Genomic DNA, 17,236 nt, shown 5'->3' with positions numbered 1-17,236 from the left:
AGGAGGATTATCGAATGTTTATTCTCACCATGGGGCTGAATCATCACACAGCACCAATCGACATCCGCGAAAAATTAGTTTTTAAAGAAAGCGAAGAAGAAATGGCCTTAGTAACATTACAGCAGGAAAAAAGTATCCTCGAAAATGTTATTATTTCAACGTGCAATCGAACAGAAATTATTGCGGTTGTTGACCAAATACATACAGGTAGATATTACTTAAAACGCTTTATGGCTAACTGGTTTCAAATGGATATGGAAAAAATCGAGCCTTATTTGTTTTTCCATGAGGAAACAGATGCTGTCAATCATTTATATAAAGTAACCGCGGGACTTGATTCGTTAGTACTGGGAGAAACGCAAATCCTCGGACAAGTAAAACATGCATTCGAAATCGCCAAACAAACGGCTACAACAGGTACACTTTTAAATAAACTTTTTCGGGAAGTAGTTACTTTCGCAAAAAAAGTACACCACCATACAAAAATTAATGAAAATGCTGTGTCTGTCAGTTATGCCGCTGTAGAGGTTGCAAAAAAATTATATGGTTCATTAGACAATAAGAAAATTGTGCTAGTTGGTGCAGGGGAAATGAGTGAACTCGCTTTGCAAAATCTCGCTGGGAGCGGCATTGCAGATATAACCATCATCAACCGAACTAAATCTAATGCAGAATTATTAGCAAATCAATTTCAAGCAAAAGTGGGCGCATATGAAAATATGAATGAACATTTGATGCTAGCAGACATCGTTCTCGTTTCGACAAGTGCGGCAGAACCTATTATTAAACAAGCTGCTATGCAAGATTTGATGGAACAAAAAGCGAGTTCGATGCTTGTGATTGATATCGGTTTACCGCGAAATGTTGAACATGATTGTTCATACATTCCCAATTTCCATTTATATGACATTGACGATTTGGCAGGGGTCGTTAGCGCGAACTCATTAGAGCGGCAGCGAATCGTTCTGGAACTTGAAAAAACTATTGAGGCAGAAGTTCGTAACTTTTTCGAGTGGGAAAAGCAACTAGGCGTCGTCCCTGTTATTCGTGCTTTGCGTGAAAAAGCGTTAGATATGCAAGAAGTTACTATGACTAGTTTAGAAAATAAACTTCCTGGACTAACAGAACGCGAATACATTCAAATTGGAAAACATATGAAAAGCATTATAAACCAAATGCTGAAACAACCTATCTCAGAATTAAAAGAAATGTCTGTGGAAGAAGATGCAACTACAAGTATTGAACATTTTAAACGTATTTTTGGGTTGAGTGAAACAGATGTTACTGTAATAGAAAAAGAACAAGCCGAAACGAGGAGTTAACGGATGAAACGGAAAATAATTGTTGGTTCTAGACGAAGCAAGTTAGCTTTAACTCAGTCTAATTGGGTGATTAACAAGCTCAAAGAAAATTATCCTGAGTTCGATTTTGAGATAAAAGAAATTGTTACAAAAGGGGACCGTATTTTAGATGTAACACTTAGCAAAGTAGGCGGAAAAGGTCTATTTGTATCCGAAGTGGAGCAGGCTTTAAGTGATGAAGTGATTGATTTTGCGGTACATAGCATGAAAGATGTTCCATCAAGTTTGAAAGAAGGATTAATTATTGGCGCGATTCCAAAACGTGAATCGCCATTAGATTGCTTCGTTTTCAATCGAGTGAATTCTCTAGATGAGTTACCACAAGGCTCGGTCATTGGTACAAGTAGCCTCCGTAGAGCGGCACAACTTCTAAAACATCGACCTGATTTTGTGATTAAACCAATTCGAGGCAATATCGATACACGTCTTCAAAAATTACATGCAGAAAATTTTGATGCAATTATCTTAGCAAAAGCTGGGTTAGCTCGTATGGGTTGGTTAGAAAATACTACGTTAAAACTAGAAGACATCCCACCAGAATTATGTTTGCCAGCTGTTGGACAAGGTGCACTTGCTATCGAGTGTCGCGAAAGTGATCAACAAATCCGCGATATGTTAACTTCTATTCATCACGAAGAAACTGGAATTTGTGTAGAAGCAGAACGTGTTTTCTTGAAAAAATTAAATGGTGGCTGTGAAATTCCGATTGCCGGCTTTGCTACAAGAGCTAATGAAGTCGTTCATTTTAAAGGTTTAGTTGGTAATGCGGATGGTTCCATCATTCTTGCATCCGAACAAGCTGGTGCAAATCCAAGTGAAATTGGAAATAAAGTAGCAGAAGATTTGCTAAGTGAAGGTGCAGATACTATTATCAAAGAACTGAGAAATATATGAGTAAAAAAGTTGTTTTAACAAGAGAAGCGAATAAAAACAAACCATGGCAAACCTATTTTTCGCAAAATGGTTTTGAAGTGACGTCAATCCCGCTGATTAAAACACGACCTATAAAAATGGATTTGAGTCGAGAACAACAACAAACAGACTGGCTTTTTTTAACAAGTGCAAATGCTGTAGAATATTTCTTTACGAACCAACATGAAAGATTCAATTATAAAATAGCTGTCATCGGTGAAAAAACAAAAGAAAAACTGGCAGAATTTGGTCACGAACCAAATTTTGTCCCATCTATCTATCAGTCAGAAGTATTTTTAGAAGAATGGCTAAACGAAAACCCAGAGAAAACAAGTATCTTAATACCACAAAGTAATTTAAGCAGAACAATAATAAAAGATAGATTGATTGAAAAAGGTTACATCGTTGTTTCGTTTGAGCTCTATGAAACAATCTTTCCAGAAAATTCTAAAATACGGTTAATCGAACAACTGAAACTAAATGAAACACAAATAATTGTTTTTGCCAGCCCATCTGCATGGAAAAACTTCTATTCCACTGCGAAGTCATTCCCTGCTCAAAAAGAGAAGTGGCATATTGCATCCATTGGTAGTATTACAACAGAAGCCATTATAGCAGATGGATGGGAAGTAAAATATCAACCAAAAACCTTCACCATGAAGCACCTAGCTGATTTGATAATACAGGAGGAATTAAAATGAAAAATCAATTTGATAGACATCGTCGTCTAAGAAAAACCAAAACAATGCGTGATTTAGTAAGAGAAACAGTTTTACATACAGATGATTTAATCTATCCGATTTTTGTTAAAGATGGCAAAGAACCAAAAACAGAAGTAGCTTCTATGCCTGGGGTTTTTCAATATCCTTTACATGAACTAGAAGAAGAAATGCGCGTAGTTGAGAGCCTTGGTATTAAAGCGGTTATTTTATTTGGTATTCCTGCCGAGAAAGACGCAGTTGGCACGCAAGCTTATCACGACCACGGAATTATTCAAGAAGCTACAAGACTTATAAAAAAAAGTTTTCCTGAAATTCTTGTGGTGGCTGACACATGTTTATGTGAATTTACTGATCATGGACATTGTGGTGTTATTGAAAACGGGGAAATTCTCAATGACGAATCGCTTGAATTATTGAAACAAACAGCTGTCAGTCAAGCCGCTGCAGGAGCGGATATCATTGCTCCATCTAATATGATGGATGGTTTTGTTCAAGTCATTCGCGAAGGGTTAGATGAAGCGGGATTTTATGATATCCCAATTATGTCATATGCAGTTAAATATGCGTCTGCTTTTTATGGACCGTTCCGTGATGCTGCTGGTAGTGCCCCTCAATTTGGTGATAGAAAATCTTATCAAATGGATCCTGCCAATCGTGAAGAAGCTCTTCGCGAAGCAATGTCGGATGAACAAGAAGGTGCAGATTTCCTTATTGTTAAACCATCATTATCATACTTAGATATCATGCGCGATGTTAAGAACAATACCAATTTACCAGTAGTTGCCTACAATGTTAGTGGTGAATATGCAATGGTAAAAGCAGCTGCGCAAAATGGTTGGATAGATGAAGAAAAAATTGTTTTAGAAATGCTAACAAGTATGAAACGAGCGGGTGCAACACTTATCATTACTTATTTTGCAAAAGATGCATCCAAATATTTAAATAAATAGGAGGTAAGAAATTTGCAAAACTATTCGAAATCCGAAAAGGCCTTTAAAGAAGCCAAAAAAGTCTTACCTGGTGGTGTAAATAGCCCTGTTCGAGCATTCAACTCTGTAGATGCCTCGCCAGTTTTTATGGACCACGGAAAAGGCGCTTATATTACAGATGTTGATGGTAACGAATATATTGATTATGTGTTATCTTGGGGCCCTCTAATTTTAGGGCACGCTGATCCAGCTGTTGTTAATGCTATTACAAAAGCAGCTCTGAAAGGTACCAGCTTTGGGACGCCTACTGAGATTGAAACTGAATTAGCAAAATTAGTAATTGAACGTGTGCCATCTATTGAAATTGTTCGTATGGTTTCATCAGGAACGGAAGCAACGATGAGTGCTATTCGTTTGGCTCGCGGTTATACAAAAAGAGAAAAAATCTTGAAATTTGAAGGAAGTTATCACGGACATGGAGATTCTTTATTAATTAAAGCTGGTTCAGGGGTAGCAACACTCGGATTACCGGATTCTCCAGGAGTTACTAAAGGTCTTGCGGCAGATACAATAACAGTCCCATACAATGATATTGAAGGAGCCGAACTGGCCTTCCAAAAATATGGAGAAGAAATAGCAGCAGTCATAGTTGAACCAGTCGCGGGCAATATGGGTGTTGTTCCTCCAATTGATGGATTTTTAGAAGGACTTCGAGAGCTTACTACAAAATTTGGCTCCTTGCTCATTTTTGATGAAGTTATGACCGGATTTAGAGTAGATTACTATTCTGCTCAAGGCTATTATGTGGTAACGCCCGATCTTACTTGTTTAGGAAAAGTGATTGGTGGTGGTTTACCAGTTGGTGCTTATGGTGGAAAGAAAGAAATTATGGAACAGATTGCTCCTGCTGGTTCTATTTATCAAGCGGGAACTTTATCCGGAAATCCATTAGCAATGAATGCTGGCTTTGAAACAGTTCGCCAACTAACGCCGCAACACTATGATGTTTTCCGCACCCTGATTAAGCGAATGGAAGAAGGACTTACAGAGATATCTGCTAGAAGACAAGTCCCGCTCTCGATTAATAAGGCTGGTTCGATGTTCGGCTTTTTCTTCACTGATCAAAAAGTGATTAATTTTGATACAGCAAAAACAAGTAATCTAGAATTTTTCCGAAATTATTACCGTGAAATGTTAGGTCAAGGCATTTTCTTACCACCGTCTCAGTTTGAGGGTGTCTTCATTTCTACGATGCACACCGAGAAAGAAATTGATAAGACCTTGGAAGCATTTGATACGACATGCAAAATACTTCGCGGCTAATTGACGAATCTTGAAACTTTTGTTAAAATTATTTCTAGTATATAGAATCAAATGCAATGAAGAGGAAGAGTAGGACATTTATTTTTTTAAAGAGAGAAAGCGGTTGGTGCAAGCTTTCAAAAATGATGTCTGAAGGTAGCCTTGGAGCAGTATTCCTGAATTTATAGTAAGGAATAACCGGTAGATTTCTCTATCGTTAACACAATGAAGTGCCTGCAATTTTTTTCTGTGGGTAAAAAGGTGGTACCGCGAATAATACTCTTTTCGTCCTTTTATGAGGATGAGAAGAGTTTTTTATTTTGCCTAAAAAAGGAGGAATCATTATGACAATCGAACACAATGAAATAAATATGCCTACAAAATATGAGCCGAGTAACGTAGAAGCAGGTAAATATAAATGGTGGCTAGAAAAAGAATTCTTTAAAGCAGAAGGAAATACGGATAAAAAACCTTACAGTATTGTTATTCCACCACCAAACGTAACAGGTAAACTACATTTAGGCCATGCGTGGGATACAACTTTACAAGATATTATTACTCGAATGAAAAGAATGCAAGGGTTTGACACTTTATATTTACCAGGAATGGATCATGCTGGTATTGCAACGCAAGCTAAAGTAGAAGCGAAATTAAAAGAATCTAATGTTTCTCGTTATGACTTAGGACGAGAAAACTTTGTGGATAAGACTTGGGAATGGAAAGAAGAATACGCTGAGTTTATTCGTGAACAATGGGAGAAGTTAGGCCTTGGTTTAGACTACTCAAGAGAACGATTTACACTAGATGATGGTTTATCGGATGCCGTAAAAAAAGTATTCGTAACATTATATAATAAAGGTCTTATTTATCGCGGCCAATATATAATAAACTGGGACCCAGAAGCGAAAACGGCTTTATCTGATATTGAAGTAATTCATAAAGATATTGAAGGCAGTTTCTATCATTTGAAATATCCATTAACTGATGGCTCTGGTTACCTAGAAGTAGCTACAACACGTCCTGAAACAATACCGGGTGATACAGCTGTTGCGGTTCACCCAAAAGATGAAAGATATCAACACTTAATTGGTAAAACCATCATGCTACCGATTTTGAATAGAGAAATTCCTATTGTTGCTGATGAATATGTGGAAAGAGAGTTTGGCTCTGGTGCAGTTAAAATTACGCCTGCACATGATCCGAATGATTTTGAAGTAGGGAATCGTCATGAGTTGCCAAGAATTATTGTCATGCATGAAGATGGGACAATGAATAAAAATGCTGGTAAATATGATGGTTTGGACCGTTTTGTAGCTAGAAAAGAAATTATTCAAGATTTCAAAGACTTAGGTTTATTTATCAAACAAGAACCTCACTTGCATTCAGTGGGGCATTCAGAGCGAACTGGAGCGGTAGTAGAACCCTATCTTTCACTACAATGGTTTGTGAAAATGGAACCTCTTGCTGCAGAAGCACTGGAACTTCAAAAAACGGAAAACAAAGTGAATTTTGTACCAGCTAGATTTGAAAAAACATATGAAACTTGGATGGATAACATTCACGATTGGTGTATTTCGCGTCAATTATGGTGGGGTCACAGAATCCCGGCTTGGTATCATAAAGAAACAGGTGAAATTTATGTTGGTGAAAGCGAACCTGAAAACCTTTCTGAATGGGAACAAGATGAAGATGTACTAGATACTTGGTTTAGTTCGGCTTTATGGCCATTTTCAACAATGGGCTGGCCAGATACTGAGAATCCAGATTTCCAACATTTCTTCCCAACTAATACTTTAGTAACTGGATACGATATTATTTTCTTTTGGGTATCTAGAATGATTTTCCAATCTGTTGAATTTACTGGTGAGAGACCTTTTAAAGATACATTGATTCATGGTTTAGTGCGTGACTCTGAAGGACGTAAAATGTCTAAGTCGCTTGGTAATGGTGTGGACCCAATTGAAGTTATTGACAAATATGGAGCAGATTCTCTTCGTTATACACTTGCAACAGGTTCATCACCAGGTCAAGATTTGAAATTCAGCTATGAAAAAGTAGAGTCTACTTGGAATTTCATTAATAAGATTTGGAATGCATCCCGTTTTGTGTTAATGAATTTAGATGGGATGAAATATAATGAAATTGATTTGTCTAATGTTACTGAAGTTAGTGATAAATGGATATTGACTAGACTTAATGAAACAATTCAAGCGGTTACCTCCTTAGGTGAAAAATATGAATTTGGTGAAGTGGGACGAACGTTATATAACTTTATCTGGGATGATTTCTGTGATTGGTATATAGAGATTGCGAAAATACCTCTTTACGGAGAAGATGAAGTAGCAAAACAAACAACTAGATCTGTACTTGCGTATACTTTGAATGCGACTATGCGATTACTTCATCCATTCATGCCTTTTGTAACAGAAGAAATTTGGCAAAATTTACCTCACGAAGGGGAATCTATTACAATTGCTGAATGGCCAAAAGTGAATGAACAACAGATTGATACTAAATCTTCTACGGCCATGGCTACTTTAGTTGAAGTGATTCGTGCTGTCCGGAATATTCGATCTGAAGTGAATACGCCTCTTAGTAAGCCAATTGTTCTTGAAATTAAACCGAAAGATACTACGTATAAAGAAATTCTAGAACAAAATATTTCTTATATTGAACGTTTTTGTAACCCTGAACAAGTGACAATTTCCTTCGATGTTGAAGCATCTAAAACGGCGATGACTGCTGTAGTATCTGGAGCAGAGATTTTCATTCCTTTAGAGGCGTTAATTGATTTAAATGTAGAGATTGCTCGACTTGAAAAAGAACTAGAAAAATGGAATAAAGAAGTGGCAAGAGTTCAAGGGAAACTAAACAATGAGCGATTCATTAGCAAAGCTCCTGAGAGTGTAGTTGCAGAAGAGCGTCTAAAAGAAAAAGATTATCTAGATAAAAAAGCCTCTGTTCTTGAAAGAATTGAAACGTTAAAAGAAGTATAAAAAACGAACTGACCTTATCATGAAATCAACTGGTAGGGTCAGTTTTAAGGTGGTTTAAATAATGACATTAAATTCGTATGAAGAAGCATTAGATTGGATTCACGGAACGCTTCGTCTAGGAATAAAGCCTGGACTAGCTCGTATGGAGTATATGATGGAAAAGCTAAATCATCCGGAAAAAGCGAATAAGTGGGTACATATTGCTGGAACAAATGGAAAAGGCTCAACACTTACTTTTGTTAGAAATGCTCTAGAAGAAGCTGGATATAGAACGGGAACCTTCACTTCACCATACATTGAAGTTTTTAATGAACGAATTAGTATTAATGGTGAACCGATTAGCGATGAAATGATCGTTTCATTAGCTAACCGAATTAAACCTATTGCGGAAGAGCTAGAAAAAACTATTTATGGACCACCTTCAGAATTTGAAATTATTACAGCTATGATGTTTTTATGCTTTGCGGAATATGTTTCCATTGATATTGGTATTATCGAAGTAGGACTAGGCGGAAGACTGGACTCTACGAATATTCTAGTGCCACTAATTTCTGTAATTACCACGATTGGGATGGATCATATGGAATTCCTTGGGGATACAATCGAGCAAATTGCTAGTGAAAAAGCTGGCATAATTAAGCCAGGAATACCAGTTGTTTCAGGTGCTATACAAAAAGAAGCTCAAGAAGTTATAGCTAAGATAGCAAAAAAGAATAAATCCAATATTGCTCAATTAAATGAGACTTTTTTCATGCATAATGAAAATGGAAATATAACTTATAAAACTATATATGGAGAAGAAATAAGCAATCTTTCCATTGGGCTGCTTGGTCTTCATCAATTGAATAATGCGGCGGTAGCTATTAAAGTATTACAGTACTTAAATACATTTTCTACCTTTGAAATTGGTTTGGCGGCAATTAAAAAAGGCTTGGAAAAAGCATTTTGGCCAGGAAGAATGGAGAAAATCATTTCAAATCCATTTATTATGCTGGATGGAGCGCATAATCCAGAAGGTATTAAAACATTCGCTCATTCCATCCAAAAGTATTCTGGGCCTAAGAAAATAATCGTGAGTATATTAGCTGATAAAAACTATCAAGAAATGTTAGGAATGTTAAAGTCCATTCCCAATACAGAAATAATACTAACTACTTTTGATTATCCTAGAGCTATGATGGCGGAAGAAGTAATACAAATAGGAAAAAATGAAGGTATTTCTTTGAACCCAGATTGGCAGCAAGTATTAGGTAATCTTTACGAAACGGAGACTAATACGAAAATCTTTATTACAGGATCGCTTTATTTCATTTCAGAAGTGCGGAAATATTTGTTGGCCTCAAAACGTTAATCTTTTGAATAAATCGAGTATACTGTGAGAAATAAAAAAGAACAAATAGCTAAAAAAGGATTTTCAGAAGATAAAATATATAAAAACACCTGTTTTCCACTAATGAAAATAGGTGTTTTTGTTATGCAATAGAAGGTGGAAAAGTGATTTTAGCTATGTGCAAAAAGATTTCGTCTCTGCTATTCTGTTTTTAACAACTAGGAGGTGACAGATGATTTACTTTTTATTAGCTATTTATAGTGCAGTATTTATGTCGTTCATTCAAGTCGCAGGAGAATGTTTTCCAGTGAAAAAATCATTTTTATTCCGTTTTTCGGAGTGTAATTTTTGTCAAAAGACACTTGCTTTCTATCATATCATTCCCGTTTTTTCCTTTCTTTTTTTTAGAGGAAAGTCTAGATGCTGTGAAAGACCTATTCCGATAATCTACTTTTTAATGGAATTAGTAACACCAATCTATATACTTCTTCTGTACATTCAATTTTCTTTTTCATATTCGTTTCTTCTTTACTACATTATTTTTTTTTAGCTTTTTTCTTTATCACAGATATTTTTTATTTGTATGTCCCTAACTCAATATTAATTGTATTTTTCTGTGTACTGGCAATCATTGCCATCTTATATAACCAAACTTTGATGGATTTCATTTTTTCAGGGGTAATCAGCTGTCTTTTTTATCTTCTTTTTTTTATTATTTTTCGAAAAGGAATTGGACTTGGCGATATCAAAATACTTATTATTTTAAGTACTTTTTTAGGTTTTAAAATAGGATATTATATCTTTTTTCTAGCAATTATTATAGGGACAATAATATTATTAACTGCATTGATATTAAATAAAGTGAAGAAAAATAAGCAAGTTCCATTTGTTCCGTATATATATGTTTCCTTTCTGCTGATTAGTATTTTGATAAAATAGGAGCTGTTCTTATGTTGATACATGAAATATCAGAGAATGAAAAACCACGCGAAAAGCTACAGAATTATGGGATAGAAGCACTTTCATCTTCGGAATTGGTTGCTTTAATTATTGAAACAGGGACTAAAAATGAGTCAGTTTTGACGATAGCTAATCGAATCATCATGAAATTCAAAAACGTGGGCGAAATGCAATATGCTTCTATAGAAGAATTTCAGTTAGTTAATGGTATCGGAATAGCAAAAGCTTCTAAAATCATGGCTGCGATTGAACTTGGAAGACGTATCGGCATCGTAACGGAGCAGGAAGAAGTGGTAGTTAGGTGTCCCGAAGATGCGGTAAAACTTGTAATGCCAGAGCTTGCTTTTCTTTTTCAAGAACATTTCCATTGTCTATTTTTAAATACCAAAAACCAAGTAATATATCGGCAAACGATTTTTGTTGGTGGTCTGAATGCTTCCATCGTTCATCCTAGAGAAGTTTTTAGATTAGCGCTCAGGAAATCAGCAGCATCAATCATGTGCTTTCACAACCATCCATCTGGTGATCCGACTCCTTCTAGTGAAGACTTGCTTGTAACAAAAAGGTTAGCTGAAGCTGGTAATATTGTCGGAATTACCTTACTAGATCATATTATCATTGGCAAGAATAAGTATATTAGTTTGAAAGAAAAAGGTTACTTTTAAATCAAGAATACTGTTCACAAAATGTCTACAGACAACGTTTGCTACCTTATGCTAAAGTGAGTACCAATAAAATGTAAAGGTGGCTTATTGTGCAAAATAAATGGAGAGTATATAAAGATAATATTATCGTCTTTTCAATAGTTATCGGTATGTTTGCCATTCCAGTTTTTCTTTGTCTGATTGAATTTTTTAAGTGAAAATTTATCCTTTCAAAAGTATATTCTTAGTAAATTTAGTAACGCTCAAAAAATGTTTTTAAAGAAAAGTTAAAATTTTTTCCTTCTCATGAAAAATTAATGTCTCATAGTCTTACTTATGTTATAATAAGATGGTTGTTTATGTGTCTAAACAGAAACATTGACACAAAGGGATAAGGTAACATTAATTTAATGGACGAATAAGGAAACTTAATGTATCCTGTAGAATATTACGAAGGAAAAGGAGAATACAGATGTTTGGATTTGGTAATAAAGATATTGGAATTGATTTAGGAACAGCGAACACACTTGTCTATATGAAGGGAAAAGGTATTGTCCTTCGTGAACCTTCCGTTGTAGCAATGAAAAAAGACACTCAAGAAATAGTTGCAGTTGGTAGCGATGCAAAAAATATGATTGGTAGAACACCAGGAAATATCGTTGCAATTCGTCCAATGAAAGATGGTGTTATTGCTGATTATGATACAACTGCAGCAATGATGAAGTATTACATACAAAAAGCTGGTAAAAGTGTTAATGCAAGTAAACCACGCGTAATGATATGTGTACCTTCTGGAATTACAGGTGTAGAAAAACGTGCTGTTATTGATGCGACTCGTCAAGCAGGAGCTAAAGATGCATTTACAATTGAAGAGCCATTTGCTGCGGCTATTGGTGCTGGGCTTCCAGTTGGCGAGCCTACAGGTAGCATGGTTGTAGATATTGGTGGAGGAACTACAGAAGTTGCTGTTATTTCTCTAGGTGGTATTGTAACCAGTCGCTCTGTAAGAACTGCTGGTGATGATTTAGATGAAGTTATCATTAATTACATTCGTAAAAAATATAATCTATTAATTGGTGATCGTACTGCCGAAGCAATCAAAATGGAAATTGGCTCAGCTAGTCCAAATGGTTTGGACTTATCTCCATTTAGCATTCGAGGACGTGATTTAGTAACTGGACTTCCTAAAACTATTGAAATTACTCCAGAAGAAATTAGCGAAGCACTTGCTGATACAGTAGCAGCGATTATTGATGCTGTAAAAGGAACACTTGAAAATACGCCACCAGAATTGTCAGCTGATATTATGGATAAAGGTATTGTACTTACAGGTGGGGGAGCTCTTTTACGTAATTTAGATACAGTTATTTCCGAAGAAACAAAAATGCCTGTTATTATTGCAGATGAACCACTTGATTGTGTTGCAATTGGAACAGGGAAAGCTTTGGAAAATATGGATATGTATAAACGCAAAAAAATGAACTAAATGGACACGCTCATTTATGTCATATAACAAGATGAATTAGCTTCAAAAAAATGGAAAAAGAGTACTAACGAGATGAGGTGTCGTTATGCCACAATTTTTTCTCAATAAACGTTTGATTATCTTGTTAATATCTATTATTGTTCTCGTCGCGCTAGTTGGTTTTTCTTTACGTGATCGTGAGAATGCTTCGTGGCCAGAACAATTTGTGAAAGATGTTGTTGGATTTGGCGAAAATATAGTAGCTAAGCCTACTTCATTTATCTCAGGTGCAGTTGATGGAGTGGTTGATTTAAAAAACACTTATACTGAAAACCAACATCTAAAAGAACGTTTAGAAGAATTGGCACAACTTGAAAGTGAAGTTGCAGACTTAAAAAAAGAAAATAAAGATTTAAAAGAAAGTCTTGATATTACGGATAGTATTCGTGACTACGATCCACTTAATGCTTCTGTTATTTCTAGAAATCCTACTAATTGGAATGATCAAGTAGAAATCGACAAAGGTTCAAGTGATGGAGTAAAACCGGATATGGCAGTTACAACACCAAGTGGTCTTATTGGTAAAGTAACAACGACAGGCGCTAAATCAGCCACGGTTGAATTATTAACTTCGTCGGATGTTAAAAACCGTGTTTCTGCTAAAGTGCAGGGCAAGGAAAATGCATTCGGGATTATCAATGGTTATGACAGTGATACTAAGTTATTAGAATTAAAACAATTACCGTATGACATGAAATTTAAAAAAGGACAGAAAGTTGTTACTTCTGGACTCGGTGGAAAATTCCCAGCTGGTATCTTTATCGGTACAATTGAAAAAGTAGAAACTGATAAAATGGGATTATCTCAAACCGCGTTTATTAAGCCAGGTGCTGACATGTATGATCTAAATCATGTTACTGTGTTGAAGCGTTCAGCGGAAGCAGGGACAACGGATGACGATACAACTAGTTCAGACACGACTGGAGGACAATAATCATGAACGTTAAGAAAAACATTGCACTTCCTGCAATCATGGTTGGAACCTTTATTCTTGAGGGTGTTTTTAGTCTTCAGTTTGCGAATGGTCTGTTTAATGATAGACATCTTTTTATTCCACATTTTTTACTTATTATGTTGACGATTATGACTTGTTTTTATAAACGAAATACGACTTTAGCATATGCTTTTATTCTAGGCTTGCTGTTTGATATTTATTATACTGGCGTGATGGGCATTTATTTTGCTATCTTCCCGTTTACAGTGTATATCACAGATAAATTTATGAAAGTGTTGCAAAATAATATACTTTTGGTTGGGTTAATTGCGATATTTAATATTATTCTTACAGAAAGTTTAGTATATGCGTTTTATTATTTGATTGGTACGACAACCATGTCTATCCCAGTTTTTATTGATCAGCGTTTATGGACAACCATTTTGATTAATTTAGCATTCTTTTTAGTTGTCTTTTTCCCATTCCGATTGTTTCTTGATCGTTTGGTTAAATCAGAATAACTATCGTAATTTTAACAGTTTGAAGTCGCTATTACTTGAAAAAGTATGACTGTGGAGAATATCCACAGTTTGCGATTTCAAGCTGTTTTTTCAAAAAAAGTATTTTTTTATTATCATTTAATTTGAGTTAGTGTATACTAAAGGCTAGAGTATAAATGTTGCGGGGTGAAATGGTATATGAAGAAGAATGTTCAAATTAAAGGCACAAAAGATGGCATTAGTATTTTTCTTAGTGATAAAGCGAGTATATCTGAATTGCAACAAGAACTAACTCAATTGCTTGCAGATCAGAAACAAAACCCATACTCTGGTGAAAAATTAGAGGTGCAAGTTCAAATTGGTAACCGTCTGTTTTCAGAGGAAGAAGAACGTGAAATATCAACTATTATTCATGAGAATAGCCAAATGAAAATTAGTGCATTTTATAGTAATGTGATGTCTAAAGACGAGGCCAAAAAATGGAAAGAAAATGATCAAATTTTTTCTATGGCAACGATTATTCGTTCTGGACAAGTTGTTCAGGTTCCAGGGGATTTTTTGCTGATTGGCGATGTTAATCCTGGGGGACAAATCCGTTCAAATGGCAATGTATTTGTTCTAGGGAATATTAAAGGAATTATTCATGCTGGCTTTGAAGGCAACGGAAATGCTATTGTAGCAGGAAAATTTCTTTATCCCTCACAAGTTAGAATTGCCGATAAGGTATACGGATTTGATAGTGAGGATTATAAAGAGGTCACTGAAACAGATTTGTTTTCTGCATTTGTAAATGATGCAGGTGAGATAGTAATTGATGGAATACATAAGATAAGAAAAATTAGACCTGAAATTTCTAATTTTCAAGGAGGGCGTTAAACATGGGAGAAGCTATAGTCATTACTTCTGGGAAAGGTGGAGTAGGAAAAACTACTTCAACTGCTAACTTGGGAACGGCACTTGCTCTTCAAGGTAAGAAAGTGTGCTTGATTGATATGGATATCGGCCTTCGCAATTTAGATGTTGTTTTAGGTCTTGAAAATCGAATTATTTATGATTTAGTAGATGTGGTAGAAGGTCGCTGTAAAATTCATCAAGCAATGATTAAAGATAAACGTTTTGATGATTTACTTTTCTTGCTTCCAGCGGCGCAAACTACTGATAAAAATGCTGTTTCGGGTGAACAAATGGTGGATTTAATTAATCAACTCCGCCCAGACTATGATTTTATTTTAATTGATTGTCCTGCAGGAATTGAAACTGGCTATAAAAATGCCGTTGCTGGTGCAGACAAAGCAATTGTAGTTACAACGCCAGAAATATCAGCAGTTCGTGATGCAGATAGAATTATCGGTTTACTGGAAAAAGAAGATATTGAGCCACCAAAATTAATTATTAACCGTATTCGTACACAAATGATGATGAATGGTGATGTAATGGATATTGATGAAATTACCACACATTTATCAATTGAATTACTTGGTATTATCATTGATGATGATGAAGTTATTCGCTCTTCGAACAGTGGGGATCCTGTCGCTATGTTACCAAATAACCGTGCTTCACAAGGTTATCGTAATATTGCTCGACGTATTCTTGGAGAATCTATCCCTTTAATGTCGATTGAAACAAAAAAAGCGGGATTTTTCGCTCGCTTAAAGCAACTTTTTAGCGGGAAATAAAAAATTAGACCCTTTATCTTTAAGATGAAGGGTCTTTATAAAAGGTGATTGTATGAAAAAGCTAGTAGTAAGTGCGGCTCCTATAGAAAAACGAATAGCAGCAATGGAAGATGATTTGTTAATAGATATTGAAATTGTACGACCTTCTGAAAAAGTTCAAGTTGGTGATATTTATTATGGATTTATTCAAAAAATCGATCGAAAAGTGGAAGCAGCTTTTGTTGATTTAGGTAATAATAACAAAGGTTTCATCCATTTAAAAGATATTCCGGAAAGCTATGATAAAACGCAAGGTGCTAAAATTCCAGTTCAAATTGTGCGGGAAGGCAGCGCGACGAAACTTCCGTTATTAACTGGTATACTGGAATTTTCTGGTGACTTGCTTATTTATTTGTATGGAAAAGAATATATTTCTATTTCTAAAAGAATAGGAGACAAAATCAGATTAAAGAAAATAACGGAAACCATGGTGGAAGAAAATGAAGCGGTAATTATTCGATCTAATGCAGAATTTGCGACGAAAGAGCAATTGCAACAAGCCTTGGTTCAAGCGAGAGATAAACATCAAACATTATTAAAAGAAGCTAGCAAGCGGAAAAAACCTGGCTTACTATTATCAGTGGCTTCGGGAATTTTAAATAGTACGAAACAGTTCATTCAACGATACGCACCATCAGAAGTAATTACGGATGATTTTGAGTTTGCTAAAATGCTAGAAATGCTATGGCCGGATAAGCAAATCATCATAAAGAAAAGCGCTGATTTATTTGCGGACCTAGGTATCAAAGCTCAAATAGATAGGCTCGCACGACCAGTGGTTCATTTAAGTAATGGTTCTTCTTTATTTATTGAAAAAACAGAAGCGATGTGGGTTGTTGATGTAAACTCAGGTAAATTTAAAGGTACCACAGCAAAAGAAAAAACAGTAGAATCAGTAAATCTCAAAGCAGTTCCTGAAATCCTTCGACAAATTAGGTTACGTAATATGAGTGGGATGATATTAGTGGATTTTATTGGAGGAATGTCAGAATTGGGCTACACAGCGCTTTATGAAGCGTTAGAGATCAAAACTCGCGAAGAATATATTACAACACAAGTTGCTGCTTTATCGCAGTCAGGGCTATTACAACTGACGAGACGCAAAAAACAGCAATCCTTTTTAGAAACGACAACGATGCCTTGTCCAGTTTGTTATGCGACGGGCCATGTGGCTTCCAAAGAGACGCTTGCTTTCGAATTAGAACGAGAGCTTTCAGGGATTATGCAAAATGAGCCAAGCAATATCCAAATTATTACGACAGAAGATGTTTTAGATACTTTTTTAGATTTGAATACGCTAAGTAATGCGCCAATTGATTGGGAAGTGGCGGATGAAAGAGTCCCGTTTTATCAAATTGGCCGGGTGGAAAACTAAAATCAACAATTGGTTGACATAGGCTGCT

General features: G+C 35.6%; 14 protein-coding genes, 1 pseudogene and 1 other annotated feature. All 15 genes and pseudogenes read left to right on the top strand.

The window, feature by feature from the left end:
• Nucleotides 1–14: 14 nt before the first annotated feature.
• The 15 genes and pseudogenes from hemA (at nt 15) to GL301_RS07830 (ending at nt 17,208) form a co-directional block, all read left to right on the top strand.
• Complete coding sequence (hemA, locus tag GL301_RS07900; RefSeq protein WP_070298267.1) at nt 15–1,322, top strand: glutamyl-tRNA reductase; 1,308 nt, start codon at nt 15–17, stop codon at nt 1,320–1,322.
• Nucleotides 1,323–1,325: 3 nt separating this feature from the next.
• A complete protein-coding gene (gene hemC / locus GL301_RS07895; RefSeq protein WP_003725683.1) occupies nt 1,326–2,255 on the top strand; it encodes a hydroxymethylbilane synthase in 930 nt (309 codons plus the stop codon).
• A complete protein-coding gene (locus GL301_RS07890) occupies nt 2,252–2,974 on the top strand; it encodes a uroporphyrinogen-III synthase (RefSeq protein WP_003725682.1) in 723 nt (240 codons plus the stop codon). Before hemC ends, GL301_RS07890 begins: the two co-directional genes overlap by 4 nt.
• Nucleotides 2,971–3,945, top strand: a complete 975-nt coding sequence (gene hemB, locus GL301_RS07885) for a porphobilinogen synthase (protein WP_003725681.1) — start codon at nt 2,971–2,973, stop codon at nt 3,943–3,945. The genes GL301_RS07890 and hemB overlap by 4 nt, the downstream gene beginning before the upstream one ends.
• A 12-nt stretch (nt 3,946–3,957) precedes the next feature.
• Nucleotides 3,958–5,247 carry a glutamate-1-semialdehyde 2,1-aminomutase gene (gene hemL / locus GL301_RS07880; protein WP_003725680.1) on the top strand — a complete coding sequence of 430 codons (1,290 nt, stop codon included), beginning with the start codon at nt 3,958–3,960 and terminating at the stop codon, nt 5,245–5,247.
• Nucleotides 5,248–5,294: 47 nt separating this feature from the next.
• Nucleotides 5,295–5,522, top strand: a binding site (T-box leader).
• 48 nt (nt 5,523–5,570) lie between these two features.
• Complete coding sequence (locus GL301_RS07875) at nt 5,571–8,222, top strand: valine--tRNA ligase (RefSeq protein WP_003725679.1); 2,652 nt, start codon at nt 5,571–5,573, stop codon at nt 8,220–8,222.
• 61 nt (nt 8,223–8,283) lie between these two features.
• A complete protein-coding gene (locus GL301_RS07870) occupies nt 8,284–9,573 on the top strand; it encodes a bifunctional folylpolyglutamate synthase/dihydrofolate synthase (protein WP_070298268.1) in 1,290 nt (429 codons plus the stop codon).
• A 211-nt stretch (nt 9,574–9,784) separates the two neighbouring features.
• Nucleotides 9,785–10,491 (top strand): annotated as a pseudogene (locus GL301_RS07865) (prepilin peptidase).
• Nucleotides 10,492–10,502: 11 nt separating this feature from the next.
• Nucleotides 10,503–11,177 (top strand): RadC family protein, encoded by a 675-nt coding sequence (gene radC / locus GL301_RS07860; RefSeq protein ID WP_003725676.1) that lies wholly within the window; start codon nt 10,503–10,505, stop codon nt 11,175–11,177.
• Nucleotides 11,178–11,628: 451 nt separating this feature from the next.
• Nucleotides 11,629–12,642, top strand: coding sequence for a rod shape-determining protein (locus GL301_RS07855; RefSeq protein ID WP_003727393.1), 1,014 nt, complete (start codon nt 11,629–11,631; stop codon nt 12,640–12,642).
• Nucleotides 12,643–12,727: 85 nt separating this feature from the next.
• Nucleotides 12,728–13,615: a rod shape-determining protein MreC gene (gene mreC / locus GL301_RS07850; protein WP_003725674.1), complete on the top strand. Its 888-nt coding sequence runs from the start codon at nt 12,728–12,730 to the stop codon at nt 13,613–13,615.
• A gap of 2 nt (nt 13,616–13,617) precedes the next feature.
• Complete coding sequence (gene mreD / locus GL301_RS07845) at nt 13,618–14,136, top strand: rod shape-determining protein MreD (protein WP_003723228.1); 519 nt, start codon at nt 13,618–13,620, stop codon at nt 14,134–14,136.
• A 177-nt stretch (nt 14,137–14,313) separates the two neighbouring features.
• Entirely contained in the window at nt 14,314–14,991 is a 678-nt protein-coding gene (gene minC, locus GL301_RS07840; RefSeq protein WP_003725673.1) for a septum site-determining protein MinC, read from the top strand.
• Nucleotides 14,992–14,993: 2 nt separating this feature from the next.
• Nucleotides 14,994–15,794 carry a septum site-determining protein MinD gene (gene minD, locus GL301_RS07835; RefSeq protein WP_003723226.1) on the top strand — a complete coding sequence of 267 codons (801 nt, stop codon included), beginning with the start codon at nt 14,994–14,996 and terminating at the stop codon, nt 15,792–15,794.
• 52 nt (nt 15,795–15,846) lie between these two features.
• The gene (locus tag GL301_RS07830) at nt 15,847–17,208 is read left to right on the top strand and encodes a ribonuclease E/G (protein WP_003727394.1); all 1,362 of its coding nucleotides are present in this window, start codon (nt 15,847–15,849) and stop codon (nt 17,206–17,208) included.
• Nucleotides 17,209–17,236: the final 28 nt, after the last annotated feature.

The organism is Listeria sp. LM90SB2 (assembly GCF_028867355.1).
Lineage (GTDB): Bacteria > Bacillota > Bacilli > Lactobacillales > Listeriaceae > Listeria > Listeria monocytogenes_B.
This window is presented reverse-complemented; position numbering and strand designations above follow the sequence as displayed.

What these genes read in the sequence shown, in the direction of transcription:
- hemA (WP_070298267.1), top strand. Translation starts at nt 15, where the DNA reads ATGTTTATTCTCACCATGGGGCTGAATCATCACACAGCACCAATCGAC.
- hemC (WP_003725683.1), top strand. Translation starts at nt 1,326, where the DNA reads ATGAAACGGAAAATAATTGTTGGTTCTAGACGAAGCAAGTTAGCTTTA.
- GL301_RS07890 (WP_003725682.1), top strand. Translation starts at nt 2,252, where the DNA reads ATGAGTAAAAAAGTTGTTTTAACAAGAGAAGCGAATAAAAACAAACCA.
- hemB (WP_003725681.1), top strand. Translation starts at nt 2,971, where the DNA reads ATGAAAAATCAATTTGATAGACATCGTCGTCTAAGAAAAACCAAAACA.
- GL301_RS07875 (WP_003725679.1), top strand. Translation starts at nt 5,571, where the DNA reads ATGACAATCGAACACAATGAAATAAATATGCCTACAAAATATGAGCCG.
- GL301_RS07870 (WP_070298268.1), top strand. Translation starts at nt 8,284, where the DNA reads ATGACATTAAATTCGTATGAAGAAGCATTAGATTGGATTCACGGAACG.
- radC (WP_003725676.1), top strand. Translation starts at nt 10,503, where the DNA reads ATGTTGATACATGAAATATCAGAGAATGAAAAACCACGCGAAAAGCTA.
- GL301_RS07855 (WP_003727393.1), top strand. Translation starts at nt 11,629, where the DNA reads ATGTTTGGATTTGGTAATAAAGATATTGGAATTGATTTAGGAACAGCG.
- mreC (WP_003725674.1), top strand. Translation starts at nt 12,728, where the DNA reads ATGCCACAATTTTTTCTCAATAAACGTTTGATTATCTTGTTAATATCT.
- mreD (WP_003723228.1), top strand. Translation starts at nt 13,618, where the DNA reads ATGAACGTTAAGAAAAACATTGCACTTCCTGCAATCATGGTTGGAACC.
- minC (WP_003725673.1), top strand. Translation starts at nt 14,314, where the DNA reads ATGAAGAAGAATGTTCAAATTAAAGGCACAAAAGATGGCATTAGTATT.
- minD (WP_003723226.1), top strand. Translation starts at nt 14,994, where the DNA reads ATGGGAGAAGCTATAGTCATTACTTCTGGGAAAGGTGGAGTAGGAAAA.
- GL301_RS07830 (WP_003727394.1), top strand. Translation starts at nt 15,847, where the DNA reads ATGAAAAAGCTAGTAGTAAGTGCGGCTCCTATAGAAAAACGAATAGCA.